Genomic DNA, 15,197 nt, shown 5'->3' with positions numbered 1-15,197 from the left:
GTGACCGGGACGGCGGGATGGACAGGGCGAGGGATCCTCTACCGCGCCTACCAGCGCCGGATCCGCCGCCAGCTCGAGGGTGCAGCGAAGCCCAAGCACGTCGCCATGATCGTGGACGGCAACCGCCGCTGGGCGAAGCAGCTCGGGCTCGAGTCCGCCGCACACGGCCACCGCGCCGGCGCCGCGAAGATCCCGGAGTTCCTGACGTGGTGCGACGACCTCGGCATCGAGGTCGTGACGCTGTACCTGCTGTCCGCCGACAACCTGACGGGTCGCGGCGGCGAGGAGCTCGAGGAACTCGTCGGCATCATCGCCGACCTCGCCGGGGTCCTGGCCGACAACCGTGACTGGCGCGTGCAGCACGTCGGGTCGAACGAGGGGCTGCCGGACAACCTGGTGACCGCGCTCGAACAGGCCGAGCAGCGCACCGCCGGACGCACCGGCCTCCACGTCAACCTGGCCGTCGGGTACGGCGGCCGTCGTGAGATCGCGGACGCCATGCGCAGCATCGTGCAGGCGCACGGCGCGGGTGGCGGCACCATCGACACCCTGGCCGAGGTCCTGACGCCGGAGCTCATCGGCGACCACCTGTACACGCAGGGCCAGCCAGACCCCGACCTGGTGATCCGGACCTCGGGCGAGCAGCGGCTGTCCGACTTCATGCTGTGGCAGAGCGCGCACAGCGAGTTCTACTTCGTCGAGGCCTTCTACCCGGACCTGCGCGAGGTCGACTTCCTCCGGGCGGTCCGCGACTTCGGCCTCCGGTCGCGTCGCTTCGGCGGCTGACCAGCCACCTCCCGCACCGGGTTCGTCGGCGGAGCCGCGTCCCAGTAGGCTCTCAGGGTTCAACCCTGTGAAAGGTGCACCACCTGTGAACATCGACGAGTACGCCGCCGGCTTCTCCGAAGACCCCGGTTACCTCGACCACGCTGCGTTCGGCCCCGTGCAGACCGCCGTGCTCGAGGAGCAGCGTGTGCTCGGCACCATCCAGGCACACATGCGCTTCGGCGCCATGGAGACCCTCGACGAGCAGGACGCCCGCGTCCGCACCGTCGCCGCCCGCCTGGTCGGCCGCCGCGAGGACCAGGTCGTCTCGCAGGCCGCGACGACCCCTGGCCTGCTGCACACCGCCTTCGGTCTGACCGGTGGCGTGCTCGTGTCCGCCGACGAGTACCCGTCGCTGCCGCTCGCACTGGCCAGCGCCGCCTCGGCCACCGGCGGACGGGTGCAGCCCGTCGTCATCGAGTCGGGTGCCGGTTGGGTGACCCCCGAGCTGATCCGTGAGCGCCTGACCGACGAGGTGACCGCCGTCGCGGTGTCCCTGGTCGACTGGCGCACCGGCTACCTGACCGACCTCGCCGCCATCCGGGAGGTCATCGGCGACCGCCTGCTCATCGTCGACGCGATCCAGGGCTTCGGCGTCGTCGACGCCCCGTACGAGGTCGCCGACGTCGTCGCCACCGGCGGGCAGAAGTGGTTGCACGCCGGGTGGGGCACCGGGTTCGTGGCGTTCAGCGACCGCGCCCTGAACCGGATCCGTCCGGCGCTGTCCGGCCCGCACGGCACGTCCGGATGGCCCACCGAGGTCCCCGCGGTGCGTCCGGGGGCCGCCGGCTTCCAGATGTCCCGCATCGACCCGGTCGCGCAGGCCCGGCTCGCGGTGTCGCTCGAGCGCCTCACCGCGGTCGGCGTCGCCGCCGTGCAGGAGCGGGTCACCGACCGCGTCGAGCGCGTGTTCGCGATCGCCGACGAGTTCGGGCTCGAGGTCGAGTCCAGCCGCGACCCGGCCGAGCGCGCCGGCATCGTGGTGCTCCGGCCGACGCAGGGTCGCGTGACGGCCCTGTCCGCCGCGATGCACAACCACGGCGTCACCGCGACCACGCGGCTCGGCGTCGCGCGGGTGTCCGTGTTCCCGTCGACCACCGACGAGACCCTGGACATGTTCCGCGACGCCTGCGTCTCGTACGCCACGATGCAGTAGCAACGGCTGGCTGCTGCGCTTGCTGCCTCCCGTCCGCGGCCCGCGAGCGGTCACGGCACCCCGTTCACGTCCGCCGAGTGGTCACCATCTGTCGGCTGGCGCCGTCGCAGCCGACGGTCCGTGACCACTCGGCGCTGCGCGCGCGACGAGTCGCGACCAGTCGGACGGCCTGGAGGCGCGGTGCCAGGCCGCCACGGGCCTCCCGTCCGCGTCCCGCGAGCGGTCAGGACACCCCGCTCACGTCCGCCGAGTGGTCACCATCTGTCGGCCGGCGCCGCCGCAACTGTCGGTTCGTGACCATTCGACGCCACCGCCGCGAGCGGCGTCGCGAGCCACGCTCGCGTTGTTCACGCGACCGTAACTCCGGAAACCGCGTGTCGCTGTCGGGGTGTCGGGGGCCGGACGTACGTTGTCCCCATCGGGCACCGCGCCCGATCGAAGCGGCCACAGTCGGTGCTTCGGGACCCGCTCCGTGGCCGCGTTCGAGGACAGGACCGGGCCCGTCGCGGCCCGGGGATGGAGTGGTCGTGACCTCTCAGAACGTCTCTCGCGGAGCACAGCAGCAGCACACCGCGGACTCGTCCACATCGGTCGCCCAGCGCACGTACGTGCTCGACACATCGGTGCTCCTCAGCGATCCGCGGGCCTTGTTCCGCTTCGCCGAGCACGCCGTGGTCCTGCCCGTGGTGGTCGTCAGCGAACTCGAGGCGAAGCGGAACGACCCGGAGATCGGGTACTTCGCCCGGCAGGCCCTCCGGCTGCTCGACGAACTGCGCATCGAGCACGAGCGGCTCGACTTCCCGATCGCGATCGGCGACGGCGGCTCGTTCCGCGTCGAACTGAACCACTCCAACCAGTCCGTCCTGCCGTCGGGTCTGCAGCTCGGCGACAACGACTCCCGCATCCTCGCCGTCGCGTCGAACCTCAAGAACGACGGACTCGACGTCGTGGTCGTGTCGAAGGACCTGCCGCTCCGGGTCAAGGCGTCGTCGATCGGCATGGCGGCGGAGGAGTACCGCGCCGAACTCGCGGTCGACTCGGGCTACACCGGCATCGCCGACCTGCAGGTCTCCGGCGAGCAGATGTCCGACCTGTACGAGAAGGAGGAGATCCGGTCCTCGAAGCTCGACGGCGTCCCGGTGAACACCGGCGTCGTCATCCACTCCGAACGCGGATCGGCCCTCGGCCGCGTGCACGTCGCCGGCGCCGTCGCACTGGTACGCGGCGACCGCGAGGTCTTCGGCCTCCGCGGGCGCTCGGCCGAGCAGCGGCTCGCCATCGACGCGCTGCTCGACTCCGAGATCGGCATCGTCTCGCTCGGCGGCAGCGCCGGAACGGGCAAGTCGGCGCTCGCCCTGTGCGCCGGACTCGAAGCCGTGCTCGAACGGCAGCAGCACAAGAAGATCATGGTGTTCCGGCCGCTGTACGCCGTGGGCGGGCAGGACCTCGGCTTCCTGCCCGGCGACGCCGGCGAGAAGATGAACCCGTGGGCGCAGGCCGTCTACGACACCCTCGGTTCAGTGGTGTCGGACAACGTCCTCGACGAGGTCGTCGAGCGTGGCCTGATCGAGGTGCTGCCCCTGACCCACATCCGCGGCCGCTCCCTGCACGACGCCTTCGTGATCGTCGACGAGGCGCAGTCGCTCGAACGGAACGTGCTGCTCACCATGCTCTCGCGCATCGGTCAGAACTCGCGGGTCGTGCTCACCCACGACGTCGCGCAGCGCGACAACCTGCGGGTCGGTCGGCACGACGGGATCGCGTCGGTCATCGAGCGGCTCAAGGGGCACCCGCTCTTCGCGCACGTCACGCTGACGCGGTCCGAGCGCTCCGCGATCGCGGCCCTGGTCACCGACCTGCTGGACTCGCCGGATCTGGTGTAGCGCGCGTCGAGCCGCCACCTGACGGACGGGAGGCCCGGTGCCAGCTGGCACCGGGCCTCCCGTCCGTCCTGGGGGTGCGTCAGGAGCGTCGCGCTACTTCGGGTGGGTCATGCTCAGGACGTCGAGCGCCTCGTCGAGCTGCGCCTCGGTGACCTCGCCGCGCTCGACGTGGCCGAGGGCCACGACGGCTTCGCGCACGGTCATGCCCTCGGCGACGGCGTACTTCGCGACCTTGGCGGCAGCCTCGTAGCCGATGACCCGGTTGAGCGGGGTGACGATCGACGGCGAGGACTCCGCGAAGGCGCGGGCACGCTCGAGGTTCGCCTGCAGGCCGTCGATGGTCTTGTCCGCGAGCACCCGCGAGCTGTTCGCCAGCAGGCGGATCGACTCGAGCAGCGCCGTGCCCATCACCGGGATGGCGACGTTGAGCTCGAACGCACCCGAGGCGCCGGCCCAGGCGATGGTGGCGTCGTTGCCGATGACCCGGGCGCCGACCATCAGGGTGGCCTCGGGGATCACCGGGTTCACCTTGCCCGGCATGATCGAGGAGCCGGGCTGCAGGTCGGGGATGTGCAGCTCGCCCAGGCCGGTGTTCGGACCGGAGCCCATCCAGCGCAGGTCGTTGTTGATCTTCGTCAGGCTGACGGCGAGCACTTTGAGCGCACCGGAGGCCTCGACCAGGGCGTCACGCGCACCCTGCGCCTCGAAGTGGTCGACGGCCTCGGTGATCGGCAGGTCGGTGTCGCTCGCGAGCTGGGCGATGACCCGCTGCGGGAAGCCCTTGGGGGTGTTGATGCCGGTGCCGACCGCGGTGCCGCCGAGCGGGACCTCGGCGACGCGGGGGAGCGTCGCCTGCACCCGCTCGACGCCCAGGCGGATCTGGCGGGCGTAGCCACCGAACTCCTGCCCGAGGGTGACGGGCGTGGCGTCCATCAGGTGCGTCCGGCCGGACTTCACCGCGTCGGCCCAGAGCGTGGCCTTCGCCTCGAGGGACTCGGCGAGGTGCTCGAGGGCAGGCACGAGGGTGCGGAGGAGCGCCTCGGTCACGGCGACGTGCACGGAGGTGGGGAAGACGTCGTTCGACGACTGCGAGGCGTTGACGTGGTCGTTCGGGTGCACCGCCGAACCCGCGATGTCGGACGCCAGTGTCGCGAGCACCTCGTTCATGTTCATGTTCGACGACGTGCCGCTGCCGGTCTGGTAGACGTCGACCGGGAACTGGTCGTGGTGCTGGCCGCCGATGATCAGGTCGGCCGCGCCGGCGATGGCGTCGGCGACGGCGGGCTCGACGATGCCGAGTTCACCGTTCACGATGGCCGCCGCACGCTTGATCCGTGCGAGCGCCACGATCTGCGCCGACTCGAGCCCGGTGCCCGAGATGGGGAAGTTCTCGACGGCGCGCTGGGTCTGGGCACGGTAGAGCGCCGACTTCGGCACCCGCACCTCGCCCATGGTGTCGTGCTCGATGCGGAACTCGGTCGGGGTGGTGTCGGTCACGTCGTCGTGGTCCTTCCTGGGTGCTCGCCGGTCGCGGTCGCGCCGGCCCGTGCCTGCGCCCCGGGGTCGCCGGGGCGGTCGTCGTCGGGGTCGGGTCGATCAGACCTGGCCGACGACGGTGTCGATGGTGACTTCTCCGGTGGCGAGGTCGTACGTCGCCCCGACGACGGCCAATCTACCCTCGGCCACGGCGTCGGAGACCGCGCCGGAGCGCTCGATCACCTGGCGGAGGGTGGCTTCGAGGTGTGCGGCGCCGACGGCTTCCTGCGGGAGCTCGGCGTCGGTGAGTCGGACCTTCTCGACGCTCGGGGCGATCGCGTCGACGAGGGCCTGCAGGTGCGGGGCGGGGACGGGCTCACCGGAGCGCGCTGCCGCGACGGCACCGCACCGGGTGTGCCGGAGCACGACGACCAGGGGCGTGCCCAGGGCGACGACCGCGAACTCGATCGAGCCGAGCACGACGTCGTCGACGATCTGGCCGGCGTTGCGGATGGCGAACAGGTCACCGATGCCGGCGTCGAAGACGTGCTCGAACGGCACCCGCGAGTCCGAGCAGCCGAGGACGGTCGCGAACGGCGACTGCGATCCTTCGAGCTCGGTGCGGCGGTCCGGGTCCACGCGGCCCATCCGGCGCTTGTCGGCGGCGAAGCGGGCGTTGCCGTCGACCAGCAGGCGCAGGGCGTCGGACGGGGTGGAGGCGGCGCGGTCGGGCATGGGGCTCCTCGGTTCGGGTGGGACGGGGTGGTGACTCGCGGGGCGGTGCCCGTCGTCGTCTACTCGGTCAGTTCTCGGGAGACGGCGGTCGCGACGGTCCGGAACGCCTTGTCGTCGGCGGTGCCGGAGAGCACGATCGTGTTCTTGCCGAACGTCGAGACGAGCGAGTACGCGTGGTTGCCGGCATCGGTGCCCTCGGCGCGACGGTCGTAGACGGTCCACTCCGTGTCGCCGATGGTGCGGTCACCGGTGGACGGGCGCTGGTCGAGCTGGTTCGACACCCACGAGGCGTTGGCGTCGATGCCCTGCTGCAGACCGAGGTACTGCTTGTCCGGTGTCACGAAACCGACGGTCCAGACGTCCACGCCGTCGGTGGTCTTGCTGGCGAAGTCCGCGCGGTTGGCGCTGTAGCCGTCGGGCAGCGGCGGCGCCACCAGGGCGACGTCGTCGACGTTCGCCTTCGCCGCGATCTGCTGGTAGTCGACGGTGCGGTCCACCGTGGTGTCGGGCCGGACGACGACCGCCACCAGGAACAGCACGATGCCGAGCGAGGCGATGAGCGCGATGACCAGGTTGAACGCGGTCTGGTGCTGCCGGCGGGCGGTCCGGGCGGCGTCCTTGCGGGCCCAGGTCTCCTCTGCCGTCTCGGGGCGACCGAGCTCGGCGACGATCGGGCGGCCGTCGGCGTCGGTCATCGGCCGGAGCCGTCCTGGGCGTCGCTGGCGGCACGGGCCGCGTCGAGCCGAGCGCGGGCGCCGACGAGCCACTCTTCGCACCGGGCGGCGAGGGCTTCGCCCCGCTCCCAGAGCGCCAGCGAACGCTCGAGGGTCGCGGAGCCCTGTTCGAGCTCGCTCACGACACGCACGAGTTCGTCGCGGGCCGCTTCGTAGCTCAGCGACTGGACGTCGGTCTGCTCGGGTTCCTGCTGGGATGGCACGGGTCGATCCTACCGAGCGTCCACCGACGATCCGTCGCCCGGACCCAGGCTGTGGAGAACACCCGTGGTGGTCAGGAGCCGTCCGGGCCGGGGCCGTCCGGCTCCAGCGTGCCCGTGGCCGTGCCGGCACCGAGCGTGACGTGCACCGGCGTCGCTCCGGACAGGTCGTCGGTGCCGCGGACGACACCCCCGTCGGCTCGCTGCACGATGGCGTACCCGCGGCGCAGGGTGTCCCGCGGCGAGAGTGCCCGGAGCCGGGCGGTCAGGTGCCCGACCTCGGAGTGCCCGCGCTCCAGCCGGCGGTCGAGCAGTTCGCGGGCGCGGGACAGGTCGCGGGCGACCTCTTCCGCACGGGTGTCGACGAGCCACGCGGTCGACGCCAGGGCCGGGCGCGACCGCAGCGCGGCGAGCCGGTCGGCCTCGACCGACAGCGTGTGCGAGAGCCGGAGCCCGAGCCGGGCGCGGGCTGCCCGCACGTTGGCCAGCTCCTCGGCGACGTCGGGCACGACCCGCTTGGCGGCGTCCGTCGGGGTCGAGGCGCGCAGGTCGGCGACCTCGTCGAGGATCGGTCGGTCGGCCTCGTGGCCGATCGCCGAGACGATCGGGGTCGACGCCGCGGCCGCCGCGCGGACGAGCCCTTCGTCGCTGAAGCCGAGCAGGTTCTGGAAGTCGCCGCCGCCGCGCGCGATGATGATGACGTCGACCTCGGGGTCGGCGTCGAGCTCGAGGATCGCCGCCGTGACCTCGCCCACGGTCCGTTCGCCCTGCACGGCGGTGTGCACGGTGCGGAACTCCACCTGGGGCCACCGCAGCTGCGCGTTCCGCTTGACGTCCTTCTCGGCGTCGGAGTCCTTGCCGGTGATGAGGCCGATGCGGTGCGGCAGGAACGGCAGGCGCCGCTTGCGGGACGGGTCGAACAGCCCTTCCTCGGCGAGGGTGCGGCGGAGGCGCTCGAGGCGTTCGAGCAGGTCACCGAGCCCGACGTGCTTCATCTCGACGACCTGCATCGTCAGCGAGCCGCCCTTGACCCAGTAGTTCGGCTTGAGTGCCGCGACGACCCGGTCGCCCTGCTTGATGTCCGCCGGCACCCGGGAGCGCACGCTCGACCAGATGGAGAACGACACGGTGGCGTCGACCTCGACGTCCTTGAGCTTGCCGTACACGTTGCCGCCGGCGACGTTCCACTGCGTGATCTCGCCCTCGACCCACGCGGTGCCGAGTCGGTCGATCCAGTCGCGGAGCTTCGCGCCGAGGAGCGCCACCGGCCACGGGTTGTCGGCCGTCGGTGGGCCCTGTTCGATCGCCATGTCGCTCCTCGTCCTGCTGGGACGTCCATCGTGCCCGAGACCGGTGACAGGGGACGGACGTCGTGTTCTCCACAGGCACCCCCGCGCGCCCAGGTCGCGTGCGTGCCGCTCACCTATCATCGGGGACGTGACGATCACCAACGGCCACACGGTCCCGCTCGCCCCGCCGCGTGTGCACGCGGCACGGGGCCGACTGCGTGACGAACCGGTCGCCGGCCCCAAGAAGGTGCTGCTCGCGGCCCCCCGTGGTTACTGCGCTGGGGTGGACCGTGCGGTCGTCGCGGTCGAGAAGGCGTTGGAGCAGTACGGCGAGCCCGTCTACGTCCGCAAGCAGATCGTCCACAACGTGCACGTGGTCTCGACGCTCGAGCAGCGCGGTGCCGTCTTCGTCGACGACGTGGCCGAGGTCCCCCGGGGCTCGCACGTCGTCTTCAGCGCGCACGGTGTGTCGCCGGCCGTCGTCGCGGGTGCCGCCGAGCGCGACCTGCACGCCATCGACGCCACCTGCCCCCTCGTCACCAAGGTCCACCGCGAAGCCACCCGGTTCGCCAAGGCCGAGCGCACCATCATCCTGATCGGCCACGCCGGCCACGAAGAGGTCGAGGGCACGATGGGGCACGCCCCGGACCGCACGATCCTCGTGAACGGCCCCGACGACGTCGCCGCGCTGTCGGTCCCCGACCCGGACAACCTCGTCTGGCTGTCGCAGACCACGCTCAGCGTCGACGAGACGATGGAGACCGTGCGGCTGCTGCGCGAGAAGTTCCCGGCCATCCAGGACCCCCCGTCGGACGACATCTGCTACGCCACCCAGAACCGCCAGGTCGCGATCAAGAAGGTCGCGCCCGGTGCTGACCTGGTGATCGTGGTCGGCTCCGCGAACTCGTCGAACAGCGTCCGCCTGGTCGAGGTCGCGCTCGAGCACGGTGCGCGGGCCGCCCACCGCGTCGACTACGCGGAGGAGATCCAGCAGGAGTGGCTGGACGGTGTCGAGACGGTCGGCGTGACGAGCGGCGCGTCCGTGCCGGAAGAACTCGTGGCCGAGGTGCTCGAGCAGCTCGCCGACGCCGGCTACGCCGCCGTCGAAGAGGTCGTCACCGCACACGAGGACCTGATGTTCTCGCTCCCCAAGGAGCTCCGCACCGACGCGTCGGGCAACCCGACGCGCGCGCTCGGCGGGCGTCGGGCATGAGCGGCTCGGACGGCTGGTCCTCGGTCCCGCGTCGCGACCCGGCGAACCACGGCGACGCCGGCGCTGGTACCGGTCAGGAGGCCCGGGGTGCGTCCGCGACGCCGGCCGCCGGCCCTGCGAACGGCCGGCCCCAGGGCCGTCCGGCCCCAGGGTACGGCGAGTACGCCCCGGAGGGCTGGGTGAACCCGGTCCTCGTCGAGCAGGAACGCCAGGAGCGGGAGCGTCAGGCACGGGAGCGGCAGGACCAGGCCCCCGCCAACGGCACGCGCGACGCTGCTCCGAGCGACGGCGTCCGCGGCGAACGTGCCGGTGCGGACGCTCGCTCCGGTGCAGTCCCTGCTGGAGCGCAGCGGTCGATGGCCCGCAGCCGGTTCGGTCGCACACCGGCCGACTTCGTGCTCACCGTCGGGCTGCTCGCCTTCGGGCTGGTCTCCGTGGTGCAGTCCCTGTCCGTGGGCGAGGTCGCCTCCACCGTGCGGCGCACCCTCGAGACCCAGTACACGGCGCTGAACGACCCGAGCGCCCTGAGCACGGCGGCCGCCATCGCCGCGATCACCAACGTGGTCGTCTTCGCCCTGGTCGCCTGGTGGTCCATCCGTCGGCTCCGCGCACGGAAGCGGACGTTCTGGGTGCCGCTGGTCGGCGCGGTCGTCGCCACGGCGATCAGCACGATCGCGTTCGTCGTCGTGGTCATGCAGGACCAGGCCTTCGTCGACTTCATGCTGCGACAGTCCGGCGCCTGACCGCCTGACCGCCTGACCGCCTGACCGTCGGGCTGCTCGCGGCGCCGGCCTCCGCGCGCCGAGGGGTCGCAACACGCCGCGGCCCCGCCGTCGAGCGGTCACGAAGTGTCGTCTGGCACTGGCGCGAGCGACAGTTCGTGACCCCTCGGCCCTGCGCGTGCGGGGAGTCGCGACCTCTCGGCAGCCCCTCCCTCGGCCAGCCGCGGTGCCGGTGTGCGTCCGGCGGGCGTCGTCAGCCTCGCGGGCGAGCGCAGCAGCCACCGCCGAGTGGTCGCAACACGCCGCGGCCCCGCCGTCGAGTGGTCACGAAGTGTCGTCTGGCACCGGCTCAGCCGACACTTCGTGACCCCTCGGCCCTGCGCGCGCGGGGAGTCGCGACCACCCCAGCCAGCAGCCGGAGGTCAGCCGGCCATGAACGCCGCGACCGCTCCGTGCAGGGCAGCCAGGTCGTCGACGTGCACGAGCTCCCGGATCGAGTGCATCGACAGCAGCCCGACGCCGATGTCGATCGTCGGGATCCCGAGCCGGGTCGCCGCGATCGGGCCGATGGTCGAGCCGCCGGGGATCGTGTTCACGTTGACGAACGGCTGCCACGGCACACCGGCGGTCTCGCAGGCGGCGGCCCAGACGGACTCGCCCTTCGCCTCGGTCATGTAGCGCTGGTTCGCGCTGATCTTCAGCAGCGGTCCTGCCCCGGGGCGCGGGCGGTTCGTCGGGTCGTGCTTCTCCGGCTGGTTCGGGTGCACCAGGTGCCCGGCGTCGCTCGACAGCAGCCACGATGCACGGAACGCCCGGGCGGCTTCGGAGCGGGTGGCGCCGAGGCCCTCCTGCACACGGCCGAGGACGTCCTCGAGGAACGGACCACCGGCACCGGACGGCGTCGACGACCCGATCTCCTCGTGGTCGAACGCCGCGAACACCGGGATGTGGTCACCATCGGTCGGAGCGTCCACGATGCCCCGGAGTCCGGCGTGCACGCTCGTCAGGTTGTCCATCCGGCCGGACGCCAGGAACTCTCGCTCGATGCCGATCCGGGCTGGCGCCTGGGTGTCCGCGAGGAACAGGTCCCACGACACGGCACCCTCGCCGAGCCGGGCGAGCAGCCACTCCACGACGGAGGTCCCACCGGCGTCGCCGTCGACCCCGACGATCGGCAGCGTGTGGCGCTGGCGGTCGATCTCCTTGCCGTCGTTGACCCCGCGGTCGAGGTGGATCGCGAGGTTCGGGATGCGGGCGACGGCGTCGGTGCTGACGAGCCGCACGCTGCCGTCGGCGTCGACGACCCGGCCGGCGATCCGCAGGTCACGGTCGAACCAGGTCGACAGGAGCGCCCCGCCGTAGACCTCGACGTTGAGCTGCTCCCAGCCCCCGGTGCGCACGCCGGGGTTCGGCTTCACGCGGAAGCCGGGGGAGTCGGTGTGGGCGCCGAGGATCCGGAACGGCGTCGTCGGGACGGCACCGTCGGGCAGACGCCACGCGATCACGGCACCGTCGCGGACCACCACGTACGCACCGGGTTCGGTCGGCCAGGCGTCGAGCTCGGACAGCTCGGTGAACCCGGCTGCGACGAGACGGTCACGGGTCGCCGCCGCCGCGTGGAACGCGGTGGGCGACTCGGTGACGAACTGGGCGAACTCGGAGGCGATGGCGTCGACGGTCACCCGCCCATCGTGGCACGGGGTGGGGGCGACCCGACGCAGAACGGGGCGCGTCCGTCGGACGCACCCCGTTCCTCCAGGCCGGTGGACCCGACCGGACGGACCTGCTCAGCCCTTGGCGTGGCCTGCCGAGCCGAGGACCTTCGCGGCCTCGACGACGCGAGCCGCCATGGCGGTCTCGGCGACCTTGCCCCAGGCGCGGGGGTCGTACTGCTTCTTGTTGCCGACCTCGCCGTCGATCTTCAGGACACCCTCGTAGTTGCGGAACATCGAGTCCGCGATCGAGCGGGTGAACGCGTACTGGGTGTCCGTGTCGATGTTCATCTTGATGACGCCGTTGCGGACTGCCTCGTGGATCTCGTCGTCGGTCGAGCCGGAGCCGCCGTGGAAGACGAGGTCGAGGGGGTTCTCGCCGGTGCCGTGCTTCGCCGCGACGGACGCCTGGATCTCGCCGAGGAGCTCGGGACGGAGCTTGACGTTGCCCGGCTTGTAGACGCCGTGCACGTTGCCGAAGGTGAGCGCCGCGATCCAGCGACCCTTGTCGCCCAGGCCGAGCGCGTCGACGACCTTTTCGACGTCGTTCGGGGTCGTGTAGAGCGCGTCGTTCGTGCCCTCGTGCTGGACGCCGTCCTCTTCGCCGCCGACGACGCCGATCTCGACCTCGAGGATCGCGTTGATGTTCCGCGTCTTCTCGATCATGGTCTTCGCGATCTCGATGTTCTCGTCGAGCGGCACGGCCGAACCGTCCCACATGTGCGACTGGAAGATCGGGTTGCGACCCTGCCGGACCTCTTCCTCGCTCGCCGCGATGAGCGGCAGGACGAAGCCGTCGAGGGCGTCCTTCGGGCAGTGGTCGGTGTGCAGCGCGACCGTGATGTCGTAGTTCTTGGCGACCTCGTGGGCGAACTTCGCCATCGCGAGGGCACCAGCTGCGCGGTTCTTGATGGTGTGGCCGGCGAAGTAGTCGGCACCGCCCGTCGTGACCTGGAGGATGCCGTCGGAACCGGCTTCCTGCAGGCCCTGGAGGACCGCGTTGATGGTCTGCGAGGAGGAGACGTTGACCGCGGGGTACGCGAACTTGCCCGCCTTCGCGCGTTCGATCATCTCGGCGTACTGTTCCGGCGTTGCGATGGGCACGTGGATCTCCTTCGACTTCGGTGATGTCCCCGCCGATCGTAGTCAGAAGCTCTGGAGGCGCGGTCCGGGTTACGCGGTCGGCTCACGTCCGGCGTGCACATGCGTGCACGGGCCCGGTGTCCGGACCGTCGGCCGGCCGCCGGTCGGTAGGCTCGGGTCGTGACTCCCACGACTGAGACCGGCTCCCTGTTCCTCCAGCCCGACCGCAACCTCGCGCTCGAGCTCGTGCGTGCGACGGAGGCCGCCGCGATCCGTGCGCAGCCGTGGGTCGGGCGTGGCGAGAAGAACCTCGCCGACGGCGCCGCGGTCGACGCGATGCGCAAGTTCCTCGGCACCGTGAACTTCGACGGTGTCGTCGTCATCGGCGAGGGCGAGAAGGACAACGCCCCGATGCTCTACAACGGCGAGCACGTCGGCAACGGTCACGGCCCGGCCTGCGACATCGCGGTCGACCCGATCGACGGCACCTCGCTCACCGCCGCAGGCCGCCAGAACGCCATCTCCGTCATGGCCGTCTCGGACCGCGGCTCGATGTACGACCCCTCCGCCGTCTTCTACATGGACAAGATCGCCGCCGGCCCCGAGGGCCGCGGTGTCCTGGACCTCGAGAAGCCGATCGGTGACAACATCCGCGCGCTGGCGAAGGCCAAGGGCAAGGACCTCGAGGACATGGTCGTCGCCGTGCTCGACCGCCCGCGCCACGACGAGCTGATCCGCGCCATCCGCGCGACCGGTGCCGGCACGCGACTGCTGCTCGACGGTGACGTCGCCGGTGGCATCGCCGCCGCGCTGCCCGGCTCGACCATCGACATGTGCGTCGGTGTCGGCGGCACCCCCGAGGGCATCATCACGGCGTGCGCGATCAAGGCGCTCGGCGGCGTGATCCTCGGCAAGCTCCAGCCGAAGGACGACGAGGAGCGCGAGCGCGCCATCGCCGCCGGCCACGACCTGGACAAGGTCCTCGACCAGGACGACCTGGTCACCGGCGACAACACGTTCTTCGTCGCCACCGGCGTCACCGACGGCGTCCTGGTCGACGGTGTCCGTCGTTCGCGCGGCGTCATCCACACCGACTCGCTCGTGCTCCGCTCGCGCTCGAACACGATCCGCCGCATCCAGGCGGACCACCGTGCGGAGAAGTGGTTCTAGGCCGGACGATCGTCCGCCGCTTCGGGGCGTCGCCGGTCTTCCGGCGGCGCCCCGTTGTGCAAGGCCTTGCGTAGGCTCGACGCATGACTGCGACAACGGCACGGATCGTCGGACTGGACACCGCGGGCATCCGCACCCTGCACGCGGAGGCGGACGGCACGGCCGACCGGCTGCCGCACGTCGTGCCGGTGGCACCCGACCTCGGCGTGATCCTGGCGGACGAGGACGGCGCGATCCTCACCGCGCCGGCCCTTGCCGAGATGGGCTGGGCGGACGACGACGTCCTGCGCGCAGCCGTCGCCGCCGCACAGGAGCAGGCCGGAGGCGACGTCGCGGTGATCCAGCCCGGCACGATCGTCATCCAGGACCCCGACCTCGCCGTGGTGCTCGTGCTCGCACCGCAGGCGTTCCAGGGCATCGAGTTCCGCGGCAGCGCAGTGGTCTTCCCGGTTGCGCCGACGACGTTCATCGTCACCGGCGACCAGGACGAGGACGGGCTCCAGGTCGCGGCCGGTGTCGCCCAGCAGATCCTGGCCGACGACGAGGGCGAGGTCCTGAGCGGACCGCCCATGGTGCTGCGCGGTGACGGGTGGGTCCGGTTCGAGCACCCGTCGCTCGACGGCGAGCTCCGGACGATCCGCGCGCTCTGGACCGCGACCGCCGCCAACCTGCAGCAGGACGCCCTGCAGGAGTCGTTCGACCGGCGGGGCGAGGACGTCCACGTCGGTGCGGTCTCGGTCGCCCGGCTCGCCGAGGACGACCCGGCCTTCTCGTACTCGTCGTGGACCGAGGACGTCGAGACCGTCGTCGCCGCGGTCGACACGATCGTGCTCGTGACCCTCGACGGACAGACGCAGCCCGTGCCGTTCGGTCGGCTGCGTGAGCTGGCGTCCGGATGGATCGAGGAACTCCAGGTCCGCCCGACGCGCTACCGGCTCCGCGGGTTCCCGGATCTCGAGTCGGTCCGCGCGGCCCTCTGACGGGTCGACCCCGGTCGGT

General features: G+C 71.6%; 14 protein-coding genes. 7 read left to right on the top strand and 7 right to left on the bottom strand.

Translation table 11 applies throughout. From position 1 onward, the window contains the following. The 3 genes from HP445_RS17975 (at position 1) to phoH2 (ending at position 3,864) form a co-directional block, all read left to right on the top strand. Complete coding sequence (locus HP445_RS17975; RefSeq protein WP_110864496.1) at positions 1–786, top strand: isoprenyl transferase; 786 nt, start codon at positions 1–3, stop codon at positions 784–786. Positions 787–871: 85 nt separating this feature from the next. Next, on the top strand, positions 872–1,981 hold the full coding sequence (locus HP445_RS17970) for an aminotransferase class V-fold PLP-dependent enzyme (RefSeq protein ID WP_110860697.1): 1,110 nt from the start codon (positions 872–874) through the stop codon (positions 1,979–1,981). A gap of 521 nt (positions 1,982–2,502) precedes the next feature. Then, positions 2,503–3,864 (top strand): RNA 5'-3' helicase PhoH2, encoded by a 1,362-nt coding sequence (phoH2, locus tag HP445_RS17965; protein ID WP_175330838.1) that lies wholly within the window; start codon positions 2,503–2,505, stop codon positions 3,862–3,864. 93 nt (positions 3,865–3,957) lie between these two features. On the opposite strand, the gene HP445_RS17960 is transcribed toward phoH2, so the two are convergent. The 5 genes from HP445_RS17960 to xseA form a co-directional block, all read right to left on the bottom strand. Continuing rightward, entirely contained in the window at positions 3,958–5,361 is a 1,404-nt protein-coding gene (locus tag HP445_RS17960; protein WP_111034001.1) for a class II fumarate hydratase, read from the bottom strand. A 99-nt stretch (positions 5,362–5,460) separates the two neighbouring features. Then, positions 5,461–6,075 (bottom strand): carbonic anhydrase, encoded by a 615-nt coding sequence (locus tag HP445_RS17955; protein ID WP_027464510.1) that lies wholly within the window; start codon positions 6,073–6,075, stop codon positions 5,461–5,463. A 59-nt stretch (positions 6,076–6,134) separates the two neighbouring features. Further along, a complete protein-coding gene (locus HP445_RS17950; RefSeq protein WP_128781149.1) occupies positions 6,135–6,770 on the bottom strand; it encodes a DUF4245 domain-containing protein in 636 nt (211 codons plus the stop codon). Continuing rightward, positions 6,767–7,012, bottom strand: coding sequence for an exodeoxyribonuclease VII small subunit (locus HP445_RS17945; protein ID WP_017886728.1), 246 nt, complete (start codon positions 7,010–7,012; stop codon positions 6,767–6,769). Before HP445_RS17945 ends, HP445_RS17950 begins: the two co-directional genes overlap by 4 nt. 71 nt (positions 7,013–7,083) lie before the next feature. Beyond that, a complete protein-coding gene (xseA, locus tag HP445_RS17940) occupies positions 7,084–8,319 on the bottom strand; it encodes an exodeoxyribonuclease VII large subunit (protein ID WP_071405753.1) in 1,236 nt (411 codons plus the stop codon). A 127-nt stretch (positions 8,320–8,446) separates the two neighbouring features. Here xseA and HP445_RS17935 point away from each other — a divergent pair, with 127 nt between their 5' ends. After that, positions 8,447–9,511: a 4-hydroxy-3-methylbut-2-enyl diphosphate reductase gene (locus HP445_RS17935; RefSeq protein ID WP_081827167.1), complete on the top strand. Its 1,065-nt coding sequence runs from the start codon at positions 8,447–8,449 to the stop codon at positions 9,509–9,511. Beyond that, positions 9,508–10,254 carry a DUF6264 family protein gene (locus HP445_RS17930; RefSeq protein WP_128781150.1) on the top strand — a complete coding sequence of 249 codons (747 nt, stop codon included), beginning with the start codon at positions 9,508–9,510 and terminating at the stop codon, positions 10,252–10,254. The genes HP445_RS17935 and HP445_RS17930 overlap by 4 nt, the downstream gene beginning before the upstream one ends. 401 nt (positions 10,255–10,655) lie before the next feature. On the opposite strand, the gene HP445_RS17925 is transcribed toward HP445_RS17930, so the two are convergent. Further along, on the bottom strand, positions 10,656–11,915 hold the full coding sequence (locus HP445_RS17925; RefSeq protein ID WP_128781151.1) for a M18 family aminopeptidase: 1,260 nt from the start codon (positions 11,913–11,915) through the stop codon (positions 10,656–10,658). A gap of 105 nt (positions 11,916–12,020) precedes the next feature. After that, positions 12,021–13,049, bottom strand: coding sequence for a class II fructose-bisphosphate aldolase (fbaA, locus tag HP445_RS17920; RefSeq protein ID WP_017886723.1), 1,029 nt, complete (start codon positions 13,047–13,049; stop codon positions 12,021–12,023). A 159-nt stretch (positions 13,050–13,208) separates the two neighbouring features. Between fbaA and glpX the strand changes: the two genes are divergently transcribed. Further along, on the top strand, positions 13,209–14,198 hold the full coding sequence (gene glpX / locus HP445_RS17915; RefSeq protein WP_017886722.1) for a class II fructose-bisphosphatase: 990 nt from the start codon (positions 13,209–13,211) through the stop codon (positions 14,196–14,198). 83 nt (positions 14,199–14,281) lie between these two features. Next, entirely contained in the window at positions 14,282–15,178 is an 897-nt protein-coding gene (locus HP445_RS17910) for a hypothetical protein (protein ID WP_056072859.1), read from the top strand. Positions 15,179–15,197 lie beyond the last annotated feature (19 nt).

The organism is Curtobacterium flaccumfaciens, from assembly GCF_013359815.1.
Lineage (GTDB): Bacteria > Actinomycetota > Actinomycetes > Actinomycetales > Microbacteriaceae > Curtobacterium > Curtobacterium flaccumfaciens.
Note: the sequence above shows the minus strand (reverse complement) of the source record. Positions and strands in the feature narration are given on the sequence as shown.

Bases quoted from the DNA above. Each gene is read 5' to 3' on its own strand.
- xseA (WP_071405753.1), bottom strand. From the start codon at position 8,319: ATGGCGATCGAACAGGGCCCACCGACGGCCGACAACCCGTGGCCGGTG.
- HP445_RS17930 (WP_128781150.1), top strand. From the start codon at position 9,508: ATGAGCGGCTCGGACGGCTGGTCCTCGGTCCCGCGTCGCGACCCGGCG.
- HP445_RS17910 (WP_056072859.1), top strand. From the start codon at position 14,282: ATGACTGCGACAACGGCACGGATCGTCGGACTGGACACCGCGGGCATC.
- HP445_RS17950 (WP_128781149.1), bottom strand. From the start codon at position 6,770: ATGACCGACGCCGACGGCCGCCCGATCGTCGCCGAGCTCGGTCGCCCC.
- HP445_RS17955 (WP_027464510.1), bottom strand. From the start codon at position 6,075: ATGCCCGACCGCGCCGCCTCCACCCCGTCCGACGCCCTGCGCCTGCTG.